Origin of the sequence: Paenibacillus sp. P46E (assembly GCF_001909095.1) — a bacterium.
Lineage (GTDB): Bacteria > Bacillota > Bacilli > Paenibacillales > Paenibacillaceae > Paenibacillus_AQ > Paenibacillus_AQ helianthi.
Window position 1 is genome coordinate 79,046 of the sequence record NZ_LVYZ01000035.1, and the last position, 16,583, is coordinate 95,628.

At 51.7% G+C, this 16,583-nt stretch carries 14 protein-coding genes; 1 reads left to right on the forward strand and 13 read right to left on the reverse strand.

The genetic code is table 11. The features are described from left to right. Nucleotides 1-196: 196 nt before the first annotated feature. The 5 genes from A3849_RS11815 to A3849_RS11835 all read right to left on the reverse strand — a co-directional run bounded on the left by A3849_RS11815 (nt 197) and on the right by A3849_RS11835 (nt 6,491). Nucleotides 197-1,888: a glycoside hydrolase family 13 protein gene (locus tag A3849_RS11815; protein ID WP_074111595.1), complete on the reverse strand. Its 1,692-nt coding sequence runs from the start codon at nt 1,886-1,888 to the stop codon at nt 197-199. A gap of 279 nt (nt 1,889-2,167) precedes the next feature. Beyond that, complete coding sequence (locus A3849_RS11820; RefSeq protein WP_083613465.1) at nt 2,168-3,427, reverse strand: BclA C-terminal domain-containing protein; 1,260 nt, start codon at nt 3,425-3,427, stop codon at nt 2,168-2,170. A 237-nt stretch (nt 3,428-3,664) separates the two neighbouring features. Further along, on the reverse strand, nt 3,665-4,438 hold the full coding sequence (locus A3849_RS11825) for a Cof-type HAD-IIB family hydrolase (RefSeq protein ID WP_074111596.1): 774 nt from the start codon (nt 4,436-4,438) through the stop codon (nt 3,665-3,667). Between the two features lie 199 nt (nt 4,439-4,637). Then, nucleotides 4,638-5,618 carry an aldo/keto reductase gene (locus tag A3849_RS11830; RefSeq protein ID WP_074111597.1) on the reverse strand — a complete coding sequence of 327 codons (981 nt, stop codon included), beginning with the start codon at nt 5,616-5,618 and terminating at the stop codon, nt 4,638-4,640. A 21-nt stretch (nt 5,619-5,639) separates the two neighbouring features. Beyond that, nucleotides 5,640-6,491, reverse strand: a complete 852-nt coding sequence (locus A3849_RS11835; RefSeq protein ID WP_074111598.1) for an aldo/keto reductase — start codon at nt 6,489-6,491, stop codon at nt 5,640-5,642. Between the two features lie 216 nt (nt 6,492-6,707). On the opposite strand from A3849_RS11835, the gene A3849_RS11840 reads away from it, so the two are divergent. Continuing rightward, nucleotides 6,708-7,601 (forward strand): AraC family transcriptional regulator, encoded by an 894-nt coding sequence (locus tag A3849_RS11840; protein ID WP_074111599.1) that lies wholly within the window; start codon nt 6,708-6,710, stop codon nt 7,599-7,601. Between the two features lie 161 nt (nt 7,602-7,762). On the opposite strand, the gene A3849_RS11845 is transcribed toward A3849_RS11840, so the two are convergent. The 8 genes from A3849_RS11845 to nifD form a co-directional block, all read right to left on the reverse strand. Next, the gene (locus A3849_RS11845) at nt 7,763-8,905 is read right to left on the reverse strand and encodes a homocitrate synthase/isopropylmalate synthase family protein (protein ID WP_083613466.1); all 1,143 of its coding nucleotides are present in this window, start codon (nt 8,903-8,905) and stop codon (nt 7,763-7,765) included. Beyond that, nucleotides 8,902-9,654, reverse strand: coding sequence for a HesA/MoeB/ThiF family protein (locus A3849_RS11850; RefSeq protein WP_074111601.1), 753 nt, complete (start codon nt 9,652-9,654; stop codon nt 8,902-8,904). Before A3849_RS11850 ends, A3849_RS11845 begins: the two co-directional genes overlap by 4 nt. A gap of 40 nt (nt 9,655-9,694) precedes the next feature. Continuing rightward, a complete protein-coding gene (locus A3849_RS11855; RefSeq protein WP_074111602.1) occupies nt 9,695-10,261 on the reverse strand; it encodes a DUF269 domain-containing protein in 567 nt (188 codons plus the stop codon). Next, the gene (gene nifX, locus A3849_RS11860) at nt 10,245-10,655 is read right to left on the reverse strand and encodes a nitrogen fixation protein NifX (protein WP_074111603.1); all 411 of its coding nucleotides are present in this window, start codon (nt 10,653-10,655) and stop codon (nt 10,245-10,247) included. The genes A3849_RS11855 and nifX overlap by 17 nt, the downstream gene beginning before the upstream one ends. Beyond that, on the reverse strand, nt 10,630-11,958 hold the full coding sequence (gene nifN, locus A3849_RS11865; protein ID WP_074111604.1) for a nitrogenase iron-molybdenum cofactor biosynthesis protein NifN: 1,329 nt from the start codon (nt 11,956-11,958) through the stop codon (nt 10,630-10,632). Before nifN ends, nifX begins: the two co-directional genes overlap by 26 nt. After that, nucleotides 11,948-13,312: a nitrogenase iron-molybdenum cofactor biosynthesis protein NifE gene (gene nifE, locus A3849_RS11870; RefSeq protein WP_074111605.1), complete on the reverse strand. Its 1,365-nt coding sequence runs from the start codon at nt 13,310-13,312 to the stop codon at nt 11,948-11,950. Before nifE ends, nifN begins: the two co-directional genes overlap by 11 nt. Before the next feature lie 200 nt (nt 13,313-13,512). Continuing rightward, nucleotides 13,513-15,072 (reverse strand): nitrogenase molybdenum-iron protein subunit beta, encoded by a 1,560-nt coding sequence (gene nifK / locus A3849_RS11875; protein ID WP_074111606.1) that lies wholly within the window; start codon nt 15,070-15,072, stop codon nt 13,513-13,515. Next, nucleotides 15,069-16,526: a nitrogenase molybdenum-iron protein alpha chain gene (nifD, locus tag A3849_RS11880; protein WP_074111607.1), complete on the reverse strand. Its 1,458-nt coding sequence runs from the start codon at nt 16,524-16,526 to the stop codon at nt 15,069-15,071. The genes nifK and nifD overlap by 4 nt, the downstream gene beginning before the upstream one ends. Between the last annotated feature and the right edge of the window lie 57 nt (nt 16,527-16,583).

The following is a 16,583-nucleotide window of genomic DNA, read 5'->3' on the forward strand; positions in this document are numbered from 1 at the left end:
CTCTCTATGTATACTAATCGTGTACTTGAACCTACGCTCTCCCGGTTGCCATGACGATGTCCCTGATTCTCCGCAGAATAACGGGTTTGAACATATCACCTAATGTATCGCAATTGTACCGTCTTTTATAGCTAAACTCAAAAAAGAGTCGCCATTTCGCCATACTTCCCGCGTCATGGCAACTCTTTTGACCACTCTAGTTCTGTCGCTGCAGATATACTCTTGCCTCATAAGGACGGAGCTTCAGATTCCTCAGGTCTTCCTCATTACTTGGCGTGTAATTAGAGATCAGCAGCTCCAGCCGCTGTGGCTGAAATGCCTCCGGCAGCTCAAACACCGGCTCCCGCTCAAAGAAATTCAGCACCACCAGCAGCCGCTGATCCTCCAGCGTGCGGGTATACGCATAAATTTCCGGGTGCTCTTCCAGCAGCAGGGCGTATTCACCATAGACAATGACCTGGTGTTTTTTTCTCAGCTGGATCAGCTTCTTGTAATAATGATAGATCGAGTCAGGGTCCTTGACCGCGCTGGCTGCATTAATCTCCCGGGAATTGGAGTTCACCCGGATCCACGGAACACCTTCTGTAAATCCACCGTCCTCTCCATCGTCCCATTGCATCGGAGTGCGGGCGTTGTCCCGGCTTTTTTTATGAATAGCGGCCATGATATCAGCTTCGGGAACGCCATTCGTGCGCTTGTCCTCATAATAATTCAGTGTTTCTACATCCCGGTAATCATCGATCGACTCAAAACCCGCATTGGTCATCCCGATCTCCTCACCCTGGTAGATATAAGGAGTTCCCTCCAGCATATGAATAAAGGTAGCCAGCATTTTGGCCGAGGGGATACGGTAATACATATCGTTGCCAAACCGGGATACCGAACGCGGCTGGTCATGGTTGCACAAATAGTTGGCGTTCCAGCCTCTATCATGCAAGACCGTCTGCCAATTGCTGATGATCTTCTTAAGTTCCAGGAGACTCCAGGGGATCGTATCCCACTTCCCTCCGCCTGGAGCCGCGCAGTCCAGATTCATATGTTCGAATTGAAAGGTCATGTTCAGCTCGCGGCGTCCGTCACCGACATAATCCAGCGCCTGCTCCGGGCCGAGCCCCGAAGTTTCGCCAACCGTCATAATGTCGTAAAAGTAGAGCACCTGCTCGTTCAGATTGCGCAACAGCGTGTGCACATGCTCCAGATTGGAGAACATGTCATACGCCCGCACAGTCGTCGTACCCTTAGGATTCAAGGCGTCGGGATAGCCGTCCTTCTTCACAATATGGGCGATTGCGTCAAAACGGAAGCCGTCGATTCCTTTCTTCAGCCACCACTGTACCATTTCATGCAGCTTGTCGATCACAGCGGGATTCTCCCAGTTCAGATCCGGCTGAAATTTGGAATACAGATGCAGGTAATATTCATCCGTCTTGGGGTCGAGCTCCCAGACCGAGCCGCTGAAATAGGACTCCCAGTTGTTCGGAGGACCGCCGTTTTTACCTTTTCTCCAGATATAATAATCCCGCTTGGGATTATCCTTTGAGCTTCTGGATTCAATAAACCAGGGATGCTGATGGGAAGTATGGTTCAGCACCAGATCCATCATCAGCTTCATCCCGCGGGAGTGCATCTCCCGCAGCAGCCGGTCAAAATCATCCATCGTCCCGAATTCCTTCATAATGTCGCAATAATCACTAATATCATAGCCATTGTCATGGTTTGGCGATTTATAAATCGGGCAGATCCAGATGACATCCACGCCCAGATCCTGCAAATAATCCAGCTTGGACATAATTCCGCGCAAATCACCGATCCCGTCACCATTACTGTCCATGAAGCTGATCGGATAAATCTGGTACACTACGCTTTCCTTCCACCATTTCGGGTTCACAAGGATTCCCTCCGCTTCTGCGATTCCTGCTTGGATATGAAATATGTTCCGGCCTTAAGACCTTCCCGGCCTCTTACGGACACATTAATATATCTTAACCACTCCAGAGGAAGGGAATAACAAATTTCTTATAAAACCTTCGTTTCAGCATATAAAGTGGCAGCAAAAAAGACAGAGCTCCCTCTCATAGGAAGAGCTCCTGTCCTCTGATTGTGACTATTTCACCAGTTTGCTCCATTGGATTGTGTTCGATCCGTTTGCTTGCCCAACCATCTGAAGCTAGCTTAATTGCTTGATGACAATCGACGCATTGACATTTGCCTGTGTACCTCCGGCCAGCGTTTGCAGCGTAACAGCCGACGCGGAGCTGTGGTTGCGCAGTGTCAACACATCTCCTGAAGACAAGGCCAGGATTACCTGCCCGGTGTTCTGCTGAGTGCCCGCACCTGAGCCGTATACAGTGCCTGGAACCAGGGCTCCGTTGACGAACAGCGCGAATTGATTCGGTTCCACACCGGATACCGAGAAATTGACCTCATAAATCCCCGCATTGGTCACCGAAATCGTCGTTGTTCCGGGAGCATGGGTAATTCCGGGTGTCAGCAGACCGTTCGTATCAAAAGATACATCAGCCTCTATCGGCACCACCTGCGCGCCGAGGTTATACACATAGCCGAATTGGGCTATTCCGCCAGCCGCGCCGGTTGCGCCCGTCGCTCCAGTTGCGCCTGCCGCGCCGGCCGGACCGGCCGGACCAACCGCACCAGTAGCCCCGGCAGGTCCCGCTACTCCCGCTGGTCCAGCGGCCCCTACGGGTCCCGCTGCTCCCGTGGCTCCTGCGGGTCCCGCTGCTCCCGTGGCTCCTGGTGCACCGGCAGGTCCGGCAGCACCAGTCGGTCCCGGAACCCCTGCTGGCCCAGCCAGCCCGGCGGGTCCGGGAGGACCCACCAGCCCGCCGGTTCCCGCCGGGCCGATAGCTCCAGCCGCGCCTATTGCCCCAGCCGCGCCTAGCGCTCCGGCTGCGCCTGCTGCACCCAGTGCGCCCGTTGCACCCGCTGCGCCAAGTGCGCCAACAGCCCCGGCTGCGCCAAGAAGTCCGGCGGCTCCGATAGCCCCCAAGCCACCGGTTGCACCACGCGCCCCTAATGCCCCGGCTGCACCCGCTGCACCCAGCGCCCCGGCGGCGCCTACAGCTCCGAGGGCTCCTGCGGAACCCGTTGCACCCAGTAATCCTCCTGCACCAGCAGCGCCCAAGGCTCCTGCGGCTCCGGCGGCTCCTGCTGCACCCAGCGCTTCTACAGCACCAGCGGCGCCAAGTGCTCCTGCGGCTCCAGCCGCGCCAAGTGCACCAAGGGGAATATTCACACGAACAATTTGCTTTTTGACGATGATTTCCTTGCAGCAGCACTGCTTGCTATGTTCGTGTTTCCGTTTTGAAGGTTTCCTTGCAGGGCGTTTCTTAGACAGCTTCGGTAAGGGGCACTCAAGCAGTTCCTTTTCAGGAATTGCACATTTCTTCTTAAGCTTCAGACGGCTCATTTCAGCACCTCCCATAGACTCTGATGTATAGTACTCCATTTACCTATGGGAAGCATGGACATTCGTCTCGTAGGCTGCTATTTATTTTCCGGAAAATTAGGCATTCATATCGCCTGGACAAGCTAAAATCACCCGGAAACACAACAAACTGTTCACATGCCCGGGCACATCCGCATTACAGTAAGTATAGAATATAGATAGACAACCCGCCCAAGCTTCTAAGGATTAGCTTTTCCTCTACAACAGCCCCACCATTCTCAAGCCCTCAAGAATTCCATTCTCACTGACTGGCTTGGTGACATAGCGCGCGGTAGCCTTGACTTCATCTTCTGCATTGCCCATCGCGATACCATGACCCACAAAGCCCAACATCTCCAGATCATTGAGGCCATCACCAAACGCATAGATATCTTCCTTCCGGGCCCCGAGCGATTTCATCATTTGAGCGATGCCCCCCGCCTTCGAGCCATTTCCCGGCAGCACATCCATACACAAGGGATGCCAGCGTATAAAATGAAATTGCGGATACGTATTTTCGTATAACACCTGATTTTCCTCGGGGCAAAAAATCAGCGCCTGATAGATTTCGTGCTGCAGAAAATACTCCGCATCATGTGTCGGAAACGCCAGCTTAAGCGACCCGATACTGGTTCTGATATACTCATGCTCCGCAACATTCACCTTCATGCCTACGGCATCAATATAAGCCACCGGATGATCATTTTTTTCGGCGAACAGGGTAAGATCCTGCAGGGAAGAGGTATCCAGCGGGTTGCGGTAAATCACTTCTCCTTCAAAAACAACATACTGCCCGTTGAGCGACACATAAGAATGAATGTCCAGCTCTTCGCGCAAATCCTCGAACATGTATGCGGCTCTGCCTGTGGCAATCGCTACATGGTGTCCTTGTCTTTTCAGTTCAGCAATGGCTTCCTTCGTGGACGCGGGTATGTTCTTCTCCTCATCATAGATCGTACCGTCAATATCAAAAAAGATTGTTTTCTTAGTCATAGCCTCTCCATTCTCCTCATCCTTGCTCTCTCTGCTTAACGTTCCTGCTCAAGATTGTAGAGGCTTGTAGTATGGTATGCAAGCTGTCTTTACTCAAAAACCGTAAATTCCAGAGCGCAAAATGAGCGCGAAAAGAAAAAAACGACCTCCTCCCCTGCAGGACGGCAGCCGTTTCTCTTAAGCAAATTTTAGAATAGATTTACTGAAAACCGATATACGGATGAGGAATATACGGCTCTTCCAGAAAGGCAATCTCGTCTGGCGTTAATGAGACTGATAGAGCTGCTGCTCCATCCTCCAAATGGGAAATTTTGGTTGCACCGATGATTGGTGAGGTAATGGATTCCTTTTGCAAAACCCAGGCAAGCGCGATACGGGAGCGGGAAACGCCGCGTTTCTCCGCAAGTGCCGCTACCCTCTCCACAACCAACCGGTCCGCGTCCTCATGTGGACCATATTGGGTTTTCTGCACTTGGTCCGTTTCGGAACGATGGGTCGATTCCACCCAATCCCGCGTCAATCTCCCTTTGGCAAGCGGGCTATACGGAATGACGGCGACCTTCTGGTCCTTGCATAGCGGGAGCATCTCCCTCTCCTCTTCACGATAGATGAGGTTGTAATGATTCTGCATCGATACGAACGGGGTCCATCCATTTCTCTCTGCGGTATACTGCGCCTTCAGGAACTGCCACGCGTACATGGCGGAAGCGCCGATATACCTCGCTTTGCCAGCCTTCACCACATCATGAAGTGCCTCCATGGTTTCTTCGATCGGCGTTTCGTAATCCCAACGGTGAATTTGGTACAAATCCACATAATCCGTTCCCAGACGTCTTAAGCTGTGATCGATTTCCGCCATGATGGCCTTCCGGGATAGACCCGCTGAGTTCGGACCCTGGCGCATCGGAAAACGAACCTTCGTTGCAAGGACAATTTCATCCCGGTTGGCATAATCCTTCAGAGCTCTCCCGACAATCTCCTCACTCGTTCCATCCGCGTACATATTGGCAGTATCAAAAAAGTTAATACCTAGCTCCAAGGCTTTTTTGATGATCGGCCGGCTTCGTTCCTCGTCCAGTACCCACGGATGGCTCCACCTTTCCGCAACGCCAAAGCTCATACAGCCGATACACAATCTTGATACGTCCATACCCGTATTGCCGAGTTTCACATATTCCATTTGATTGACCCTCCCCAACGTTTAGATATCAAGCTTACGGTTGCTGATCCATTTCACCATTTCAGGATCACGATGTGAGAAGAACAGGGACTGTTTCGTATCCAGCGCAGCAATCGACGCCATATCCTCTTGATCTAATGCAAAATCAAAGATATCGAAGTTTTCAATAATTCTTTCTTTACGAACAGACTTAGGAATCACAACGACTTCTCTTTGTGTCATCCAGCGTAAAACCACCTGAGCAACGGATTTATTATACTTTGCAGCGATGGATACCAGTACCTCATTCTGGAACAGGTTGTTTTTCCCTTCAGCAAAAGGAGCCCAGGATTCGATTTGAACATTATGCTCTTTCATAAAGTTAGCATTTTCAGTTTGTTGGGTAAAAGGATGCGTCTCAACCTGGTTTACGGCAGGAGTCACTTCATTATGAATAATCAAATCGATCAGACGATCCTCATGAAAGTTGCTGACACCAATGGCCCGTACCTTACCTTCACGATACAATTCTTCCATTGCGCGCCAAGAGCCGAATATATCTCCATATGGCTGATGAATTAAATACAAATCCAAATAATCCAGCTGCAATCGTTCCAGTGATTTTTCAAATGCTTTTTGGGTGCGGTCATATCCTGTATCCTGAACCCAAAGTTTCGTTGTGATAAACAACTCTTCTCTTGCCACACAGCTGCGTTTAATCGCTCTGCCAACCGCTTCCTCATTCATATAAGAGGCAGCGGTATCAATCAGCCGATAGCCTGCCATAATAGCGTCATAGACACTTTGTTCACATTCACTTGCATCCTGCATCTGAAAAACACCAAAACCAAGTACAGGCATTTCAACGCCATTGTTCAAAGTTACTTTTTGCATCTAGTAATCCTCCAGTATTTTCTATTATTTTGTGCGAATTGACTCATTCATATCCATAACTCCACCCGTTTCACGTTCTTATTATGCAGCAGATGAGCAAAGGGACGTTATCCCAATCGTGCCAAATGATTGCCTAATCCTCTCACTACCATTTATTTAGCAGAACCATATGGACTATAATTGAACTATGAGGAATGACAGAACGGGGAGAAGCAAATGTCTACCATAATGATTCAACAGCAAAATGAACTCGCCAAGATCATTAAGCGCTATACAGTAAAAGATGGTGTTCACTCCACTGCTATTCCGTCCTTGTTTTTCATCCGTGACTCGAATGCAGACGTACCCAGGCATGGAGTGTACAAGCCTTCTTTATGTTTGGTTGTTCAGGGTGTCAAGGAGGTATGGCTGTCACAGGAGCACTTCAGATATAGTCCGGCCAACTACCTTGTTGCCTCTGTTCACTTGCCGGTTACTGCCCAAGTCACTGTTGCCACTCCTGACGTTCCATATTTAGGTTTCAGGCTTGAATTTACACCGAGCCAAATCTTAGAGGTTTTACACCAATCTGAATTCCGGTTTAATATGACGGAAGATTCCAAGCGGGCTATGTTTGTTAGCCAGATGGAAATGTCCTTGCTGGATGCAGTCACCAGATTAGTTGGTTTGTTGGATAATCCCGTAGATATTCCGATGCTTGCACCGTTATTTACGAAGGAAATACTATATAGGGTATTGCAAGGTGAGAATGGAATCATTCTGAAGCAGATGGTAATGGAGGGAAATTCCATTCATCAAATCAAAGATGTTATTGAGCAAATCATCCATAATTATGATCGTTCTTTCCGGATTGAGGAGCTTGCCGAAATAGCAAATATGAGTGTTTCTTCGTTTCACCGGCACTTCAAAGAAGTAACCGCCATGAGCCCTATTCAGTTTCAAAAGCAACTAAGGCTTCAGGAAGCACGCCGCCTATTATTAACTGAGTCGGCAGATGCTACGGATGTTGCATTTCGGGTAGGTTATGAAAGCCCCTCGCAATTCAGCCGCGAGTATTCCCGAATGTTTGGCTCTCCTCCAAGACAAGATATTAAGCGCCTGAGAGTATAAAAAACAGGCAGTGGCCGTCTCCCCAAAGAAGACTCCACTGCCTGCATTGCCCATACTCCCGACCACGAGAATTCCTAACGCATCGGCTCATCCCATTGCCGGAATCTTGCCCGGCAGATAGACAACATCACTATCGCCATACCCGGCAATACTCCTTATGCTTATACAGCATTCTGAGCCCGCTGCTGCTCCTCCATCAGCCACTGCACCAGCATATATTCCGGGACCGTGCCTTTATGGGACTCCGCGTATTCGCGGACACGCTCCAGCAAATGCCCTGCGGTATCCGGGGTAATCTGGAGGCCCCACTGGTCCAGCACATGGGATACGCCGCCGGTGCCGGAATGTTTGCCCAGTACAAATTGATGGCTCCGGCCCACTTCCGCGGGATCAAAGGTCTGGTAAGTAGCTCTCTCCTTCATCAGCCCGTCCACATGAATTCCCGACTCATGGGTAAAAGCCAGCTGCCCGACAATCGGTTTGGCATCGCCAACACTTCGTCCGGAAGCAGCAATCACCTTGTCGGCCAAGCCTTTCAGCAGATCAAATCGGACGTTACTCTCTCCACCATACAGATGGTGCCAGGCCATAGCGACTTCCTCCATGGCTGCGTTGCCGGTCCGTTCTCCGATTCCGGCCACTGTGGTGCTGGCCCAGACTGCCCCTGCGGCTACGCCGCTGAGCGTATTCGCGCAGGCCAGGCCGAAATCGTTATGGCAGTGCACCTCCAGCTCAACATCTGCAGGAACCTCACCAAGCAGCGTGCTTACCCGCTCGGCGATCTGTCCCGGATGATGCGCTGAGACGGTATCCGCATAACGGAACCTGCGAATGCCCTCCTTATATAGAGAATTCACCAGCTCCACCAGAAAGCCCATATTAGCCCTGGACGAATCCTCCATTCCCACCGACACCGTCATCCCGAGCGACAGGGCATATTCCGCTGCACCCAGCAGCTTGTTCAGCCCCTCCGCTGGTGTTAACCCCAGCTTACCATGCAGCTGAATCACCGATACCGGAATAGACACGTGGCTCCAGTTCACTCCGGTAGCCCGTGCCTTGTCGATATCCCCCGGCACCGAGCGATTCCAGGTCATCAGCTTCATCGGGAGATTCAATTCGGCAATTGCCGCAATATCCTCCTGCTCCCGTTTACCCATAGCAGGAATTCCCACCTCTGCCTGTTCAACTCCGCTCTCCGACAGCAACTTTGCGATTTCCAGCTTTTCTGCCCTCGTGAATGAAACTCCAGCCGCCTGTTCGCCATCCCGCAGTGTCGTGTCACATAGCTTGAGACTTTTCACGTTGTACCTCCTTCTCCGCAGCAAGCGCAATTCGGATTACGGGAAATATGGACGCTGTAACAGGCGAAGTCGAGTGAGCTGAAGCGATGCATCACGCCCGCATAAGTTGTCCCTACCCCTGTAATCCATTTTACGGCTTCCAGCGCAGCCATACAACCTGCAATTCCGGATGTCGCTCCCAAAACTGGAAAACCTAATGGCTCCCACTGAGGCTGCACATCCGGGTATAAGCACTCGAGGCAGGGTGTAACACCAGGGATTACGGTGGTAAGCGAAATTTCAAATCCGTACATTGCAGCTTCCACCATAGGTGTGCCGGTATCTACACACAAGCGGTTCAGAGCATACCTCTCCGGGAAATCATAACGGGCGTCGATTACAATATCAGCGTCCTGTACCCAGGGTTTAGCAAGGTCATATTCAATCTTTGCATTATATCCCTTGATCTCAACATGCGGGTTCAGGCGCTTCAGATGGGATATAGCTGTGCTGATCCGTTCCATCCCCAGATGATCCGTGTCCATCAGAATTTGTCGGTTGAGATCAGGCGGGACAATTATTCCTTCATGGGCCAAAATAAGCTTACCAACGCCCGCTGCGGCCAGATACATCGCAGCTGTTCCTCCAAGTCCGCCAATTCCGGCCACCATGACCGTCGCTTCCTTGAGCGCCTTCTGCCCGTCTTCTCCCAGCAGCTTCAACTGCCGGGCGTACCGTTCCAGCTCCAAACCTCCGGCAAGCTGCTCCATCCCTGATTCCCCCTGTGACTGAACATTAGATTTCTGATCGCTAGCCTTCCAGACTCAGCAAACCGTGGAAGGCAGTCATATCATTATATTTCTCCAGAAACGCAAGGCCTTCCTCGATACATTCCACTCCATAACGAATAGTCTTTTCCTCGGAAGTGAACGGAAAAGGAGCACCGGCCCGCAGACTTTTGAGCACCAGAATCACACGCCCGGTGTACAGCAGCCCCCGCCCAAAGCCCTCTACATTAATCTCGGCAGTACTTTGCACCATGGTTCCGCTCTTCTCTTCCATGACCCCGGCGATCGCCTGGAACAGAACCGGAACCTGCTGGCGAACCTTCGGTGATACCGCACAGTTGAATTCGGATTTATCCTTGTCCTCGGCCGAAGCCAGGAACAGCTTGGTTATCTTCTCCTGCGGGGACAGCGAAGCATGACGTCCGAAGAAGTCGGCTGTATCCAAAAGATTGCACAAACGGCGGACAAAGGCATCCGCCGTTTCCTGATCCAGTTCTTTTACCGCCTTGCGGCGGCGGGGTTGCACCGACGCCTCCTTTTGGAAAGTTCCCGCCTGAAATGCCAACTTGTCATTAGCCAACGGTTCCATTCGCTTCCTCCCCTTCACCTGTGCCTTCTTCTTCTGCACGCAGGACTTTGGCCAGCCACATCGGCGGCTTGCCCTGAAGCATCTCAACCAGACGTTTCACCTGCTCATCAATCGGGCTGCCGAAGGGAACCTTGACCGGCATTATCTTGCGGCGTGTCACCCGCGCGGCGGCCGAAGCGCCGATCTGCATGATGAAGATCAGCGTACAATCCTCTACCGCCGCCAGGCGGCTGTCAATTTTCCCGGCTTCATCCTGATTCAGAACAACCGGCAGCTTGCGTAGCTCAAGCAGTTCACCGCCATTTTTGGTCACAATATATACGGCAAACATAGGACTTTGCCCGAAATGGGCATTCACCCGGTTTCCATCATCTGTGGCGAATGCTACTTTCACGGCGGCCCACCTCCCTCTGCATTAACAAATTCCCTGCTTTATTACTCCACTCCATAGCCCCTCTATATCCAACGGAGACTGACATATATGCCCCCAGCTCACTCCATACCGGAAACCCTGCCGGCATAAATGCCGCTTCCATCCGCTGCGCTCCGGCAATACCATGCGAATTGCCGATCCATAGATCAGCGCCTGTGCCCAGCACTTCGGCATCGTCCAGATCCCCTACCCATACCTCACGCTCCATCCCTGCAATCAGCGGTGTTTCATAGGAGGCAATCAGTGCTTTTTGCTCCACACCCAGCTCCTCCAGCCACCCGGAGATGGAGTACAGGTGGTCTGGCTCCAGCGCAGCCACAACCGACATTCCGGCAAACTGGAAATGCGCGTCAAGCATGCTGTCGAGCAGATTCTCCCGCTGCCAGCAATACCGCAGCGGCACCGGCTCTCCGCTGATCTGGTGCAGAAAATGCAGCAGTTCATCCGAAGCCTTAAGCCCCATCGCACTCTCGAATACTTTATATGGCGTACCGAGCGCATTATGAAGTCTCCTTGCCGGACGCTCCATACTGCCGCCGACCGCGATCGTCAGCCCGGACTGCAGGCTCTGCAGCATGGAATCCAGCGGCACACCGCCACGGGTCAGCGGAGAGAACCCGGTCAGCAAATGCCCTGACAAGGAAGTCGAAATGTCCGGCAGCGCAATAACCTCGAATCCGAAGGAAGATATCATCTCCTTCAGCTCCATCACATCCGCAGGTGTCAGAAATGATCCGGGCAGCAGTGTAATCTGCCGGGTATTTACGCTTCGTGAGCCCTTATGCCCTACTTGTTGGATCATCTCATCGATCATGGACTCCACGGTAGCGCTGAAGCCGGATTCAAGTGACCCGCGGAAATCCGGCAATACCACGGAAAAAGCAAGCCCCCCGCGCATATTCCGTTCCCGCTTGTAGGACTTGAGCATGCTCTGATAATCCACCCCGGCTACATCGGTCAATTCCGTCCCGATGATCCCGATAATATCAGGCCGGTGCTTGCTTAACACCACATTCAGGGCTTCTTCCAGATTGCGGTTCGCGTCAAAGATCACATCCATCTCCTGCAGCGCTGAGGTCTGAACGGCGATCGGCTCCCGAAAGTGACGGGTCAGCAGCGCCTTAGGAAAAGCAGAGCAGCCCTGCGAACCGTGCATCAGCGGCATGGCGCGGTAGCAGCCCTGCAGTGCCAGCACAGCCCCGAGTGACTGGCCGATTTTGATCGGATTGACCGAAGCCGGCTTCTTCCTTCTGTTAACAGTCATAGGGGGGCGCCTCCTTATCCCATGGGGCCGGACTGGCAGCCAGCTTCCAGATCGGATTGGCCAGGGAATAGGTCAGCTCCTTGGCGAGCCGCAAGAGCCCTTCGTAACCAGCGTAAGCCTTGTGCCTCTCCTGGTTGATATCAATGAAAGGAATCTGTTCCTTCATGGCCACGTACATATTACGGCCGCCTGCGATCATAATATCCGCTTTGCGTTCCCGGACCGTTTTGAGGATGCGGCTGGCTCCGCCCTCGGGGATATATTCGGTGTCGTCGCCTACACGATCAGCGATACGCCGGACGTCATCTTCCGTGCTTTTGTTCGTACCAACGCCCACTACCTGAACACCAAGCTCCTTAAGTGCAGAAATAACGGACCAGCTTTTGACGCCGCCGGTATAGAGCACCGCCTTCTTGCCTTTCAGAATCTTGCGGTATGGGCGAAGATCCTGGGTGAGACGGGCCTCTTCACGTTCGGTCAGGCGGTCTACCCGGCGCTCCATTTCGCGGTCATTCATCAAATAGGCCATTTGTCTTAATGAATAGGTTGTTTCCTTGGCGCCATAGAAAGAACCTTCGAAATAAGGAATACCGTATCTCGACTCCATCTCCTTGGCGAGCCCCAGCAAGGCCCGGCTGCAGACAACCATGTTCACCTTCGCACGATGCGCCCAGGTAAGCTCCTTATAACGGGCATCCCCAGTAATACGTGAGGTCACCGAAATACCGGTACTGTTCATCAGCTTCTCGATATCCCACATCTCACCGGCAATATTATATTCGCCTATAAGGTTGATACCCATGGGCATCTCAGGAGCCGGTTCCCCGGTCCCGATAACATACTGCAGCAGCGCATCTCCGGCCAGACGGTTGCCGAGATTCTTGCTGCCGACAAATCCTGGACTGTTCACAGGGATGACCGGGATGCCGAGCCGCTCGGCTGCAGTCTTACAGACAGCATCCATGTCTTCACCAATCAGAGCAGTCACACACGTTGAATATACAAATATTGCCGGAGGCGCAAAGCGCTCGGCAATATAGTCAATACTATCCTTCAGTTTCTTTTCTCCGCCAAAAATAATATCGGAATCCGTAAGATCCGTAGCAAAACCATATTGAGACAGGGACGGGCCGCTGGACAGGGTCCCCCTACTCTCCCAGCTGTTCCCCGCACAAGCAATCGGACCATGGACAAGATGCGCAGCGTCCATAATCGGCAGCAGTGTAATTTGGGCTCCGTCGAAGGAGCAGCCTCCAGCCGCTTCACCCGGTTTGGGCCGTGGACAGGGCTTTACTTTGGGGGCCAGGCTCCCGCAAGCCCCGGAGTCAAATTCGTTTTTTCGAACAGGTTCCATCGGCTCTTCATCTCCTTCGCAAAAAGTTGCTTGCTTCACGCAAACCTTGCGCTGCTAAGACGGCCATTCTACATGATTGCCAAATTCCCGGCCTGCCCCGCCCCAGAAGTTTGGCTGAAAGAATTCTTCGCCAAGATGTAGGAACCAGAGAACGCCGGGTGAAATCATTTTAGATTTATTCTGCTTCAAGTAAGAATTTCTTACCGGACCAAATCATAGTTAAAGCCGGAGTTGTTACGGTCAAGCTCATCCAGTACGGTATTCACGATCAGGCTCAGCAGGTTCAGAGTACCCTGGTAACCGATAATGGGATAACGGTGCATATGATGACGGTCGAGGATCGGGAATCCTACCCGGATCAGCGGAACACCCGCGTCCTTAGCGGCGAATTTCAGATGGGAGCTTCCAATAGCCAGATCAACCGGATCATTCAAGAGCAGCGAACGCATATGCCAGAGGTCATTGCCGATGTACAGGGCAGCCTCCGAACCATAAGGGCTTGAATCCAGAAGAGCCTGAGCTTCGTCCTTGAATTTCACATCATTAAAATCCACATCACCGTTTGAGCAGACGATATGCACGGGTTCCATCCCCACTTCGAGGCAGAATCCAATGAGTCCGATCAACAGGTCAGGATCGCCTACGAGCGCTACCCGTTTGCCGTGCAGATAAGGATGGCTGTCCGTCAGGGCATCCACGACCCGGCCCCGTTCTTCGGTAAGTGAAGCTGGAACCGGAAGCCCCGTCAGCTCGCTGACCGCTTCCAGCAGCTTATCCGTACCGGTGATCCCCAGTGGCGTAGACATTGCAGTGATTTGCTGGTTCCAGGTTCCGCTGATGAAATCCTGCGTCTTCTTCAGGGTGTATTTTTGAAGAGACAGCGATCCCAGCGCATTAGCCGCCAAGGGGACATCAGCAAGCTTCGTACCGCCGTAATAATATTCATACTCGCCTGTTGCCGGAGAGTCATAGTTGCCGCTGTGATCTCCAAGGATCGTATATTGGGTGTCAAAAGCGTCAAGAATTTTGCGGATTTCCGCAAAGTTGCCGGTGTAAGGCTCAAAACCAAGCAATACATTCAGCTTCTCACCGGATTCCGCACCGCTTCCAGGGTTAGCCTTACTTCCAGAGCGTTCATACAGGTAACTCAAAATGCCTTTCAGCATGGAATCATAGCCGGTGATATGCGAGCCGACAAAGCTCGGCGTATTACAAAAGGCTACCGGAAATTCTTCCGTGATCACGCCTTTAATGCGGGCATTGCCAATAAAAGATGAAAGGTCGTCACCGATAACTTCAGCCATACAAGTTGTACAGAGGGCCACCATCTCCGGTTTGTAAAGGGCAATACTGTTCTCCAATCCGTCGATCAGATTGTTCATGCCGCCGAATACTGCTGCATCTTCGGTCATGGATGAGGAAACCGCAGGCGTAGGTTCCTTGAAATGGCGGCTGAGATGACTGCGGAAATAAGAGTTGCAGCCCTGTGACCCATGAACGAATGGCAGTGTTTTCTCGAATCCGAGTGCGGCCATGACCGAACCTAGCGGCTGGCAGGCTTTATGCGGATTGATGACCACAGCTTTACGATCAAAGTTCTTTTCCATATATTCTGCGGACTTGGAGTAGGCGAGCGCTTCTGCCGTATCCTGGTCGCTGCAGGGCGCCTCAAATTGCTTTTTGTTTGCCCGCTGCTGAACGTAGCGTTCCTCTGCGAAAAGTGAGTTGTAGTCTGGAATATCCAGTCTCTCCTTACTCATACACCCGCCCCCTCTTTCTGCACTTTTTCCTTCTTACTGATCAGATTCCATACCGGACTGTTCACGGTCATATCCATATCCTTGGCAAAAATCTTAAAGCCGTCAAACCCGTGATACGGACCGCTGTAATCCCAGGAATGCATTTGGCGGAACGGAACGCCCATCTTGTGATACACATACTTTTCTTTGACGCCTGAGCCTACCAGATCGACATTCAATTTCTGAGCGAGCTCTTCCAGCTCATATGCAGTCGGGTCATCCATAATGATGGTTCCTTCCTTCATCATCGGGAAGGTCTTTTCATAGTCATCCTTATGGGCGAATTCATAACCAGATGCTACGATATCCATGCCCAAATCCTCATATGCACCGATCGTATGACGGGAACGCAGTCCTCCGATCATCAGCAGAACCTTTTTGTTCTCCAGCCGCGGTTTGAATTTATGGATGATTTTATCCATTTCCGGTTGGTGTCTGGCGATCATCTTCTCGCAATTTTCCTGAATCGTCTCATCGAACCGGGCTGCGATCGCACGAAGGCTCTCATAGGTCTTAGTCGGACCAAAGAAATTGTATTCCATCCACGGAATATCGTAGGCCCTCTCCATATGCTCCACCATATAGTTCATCGAGCGGTGGCAGTGGATCAGGTTCAGCTTAGCTTTATGGGCAATTTCCAGTTCATTCAGAGTACCGTCGCCCGACCATTGGGCAATAACGCGGAGGCCCATTTCTTCCAGCAGAATCCGCGAAGCCCATGCATCGCCGCCGATATTATAATCGCCGATGATATTGACATCGTATGGGCCGGTTTCAGCCAGCTCAGCTTTGCCAAGTACGAAATCGCGAATAGCATCATTGGCAATATGGTGACCCAGCGATTGGCTGACGCCGCGGAATCCTTCACAGCGTACCGGAACAATCGGCATTTCCAGTTCTTTGGACATTTTTTTGGATACCGCTTCAATATCATCGCCGATCAGACCGACCGGACATTCGGATTGTACGGAAATCCCTTTGGCAAGGGGGAACATTTCTGTGATCTCACGCATAATCACTTCCAGTTTCTTATCACCGCCGAATACGATGTCCGTTTCCTGAAAGTCACTTGTGATCTGCATAGCCGTAAAATTATCGATTCCCAGCGTCCCGTTGGCATAGTTGCGGCGTGTACCCCAGCTGTACTGTCCGCAGCCGATGGGACCGTGACTGATATGAACCATATCCTTGATGGGGCCCCATACCACACCTTTGGAGCCTGCATAAGAGCATCCACGGGGCGTCATTACGCCCGGACGGGATTTAATATTAGATTTCAGGGCACAGGTGCCGCAGGATTGAGCTTCTTCGGTATTGATCTGGAAATGCTTCTCGCGGTCTTTCTTTGCTTTTTTGGGGTAGGCTTCCAGAACCTCTTCTACTAATTTCTTATTCTCTTCGATATTCAGTCCCATTTATTGACCCTCCTTATCGTGGTGCAGGATGCTTAAGCTGCCTGCGTGGCCATTAGC

Excerpts from the sequence above, each read along its gene's own strand:
- nifN (WP_074111604.1), bottom strand. The coding sequence starts at position 11,958 with ATGACTGTTAACAGAAGGAAGAAGCCGGCTTCGGTCAATCCGATCAAA.
- nifE (WP_074111605.1), bottom strand. The coding sequence starts at position 13,312 with ATGGAACCTGTTCGAAAAAACGAATTTGACTCCGGGGCTTGCGGGAGC.
- A3849_RS11835 (WP_074111598.1), bottom strand. The coding sequence starts at position 6,491 with ATGCAAAAAGTAACTTTGAACAATGGCGTTGAAATGCCTGTACTTGGT.
- nifK (WP_074111606.1), bottom strand. The coding sequence starts at position 15,072 with ATGAGTAAGGAGAGACTGGATATTCCAGACTACAACTCACTTTTCGCA.
- A3849_RS11850 (WP_074111601.1), bottom strand. The coding sequence starts at position 9,654 with ATGGAGCAGCTTGCCGGAGGTTTGGAGCTGGAACGGTACGCCCGGCAG.
- A3849_RS11830 (WP_074111597.1), bottom strand. The coding sequence starts at position 5,618 with ATGGAATATGTGAAACTCGGCAATACGGGTATGGACGTATCAAGATTG.
- A3849_RS11825 (WP_074111596.1), bottom strand. The coding sequence starts at position 4,438 with ATGACTAAGAAAACAATCTTTTTTGATATTGACGGTACGATCTATGAT.
- A3849_RS11840 (WP_074111599.1), top strand. The coding sequence starts at position 6,708 with ATGTCTACCATAATGATTCAACAGCAAAATGAACTCGCCAAGATCATT.
- A3849_RS11855 (WP_074111602.1), bottom strand. The coding sequence starts at position 10,261 with ATGGAACCGTTGGCTAATGACAAGTTGGCATTTCAGGCGGGAACTTTC.
- A3849_RS11820 (WP_083613465.1), bottom strand. The coding sequence starts at position 3,427 with ATGAGCCGTCTGAAGCTTAAGAAGAAATGTGCAATTCCTGAAAAGGAA.
- nifD (WP_074111607.1), bottom strand. The coding sequence starts at position 16,526 with ATGGGACTGAATATCGAAGAGAATAAGAAATTAGTAGAAGAGGTTCTG.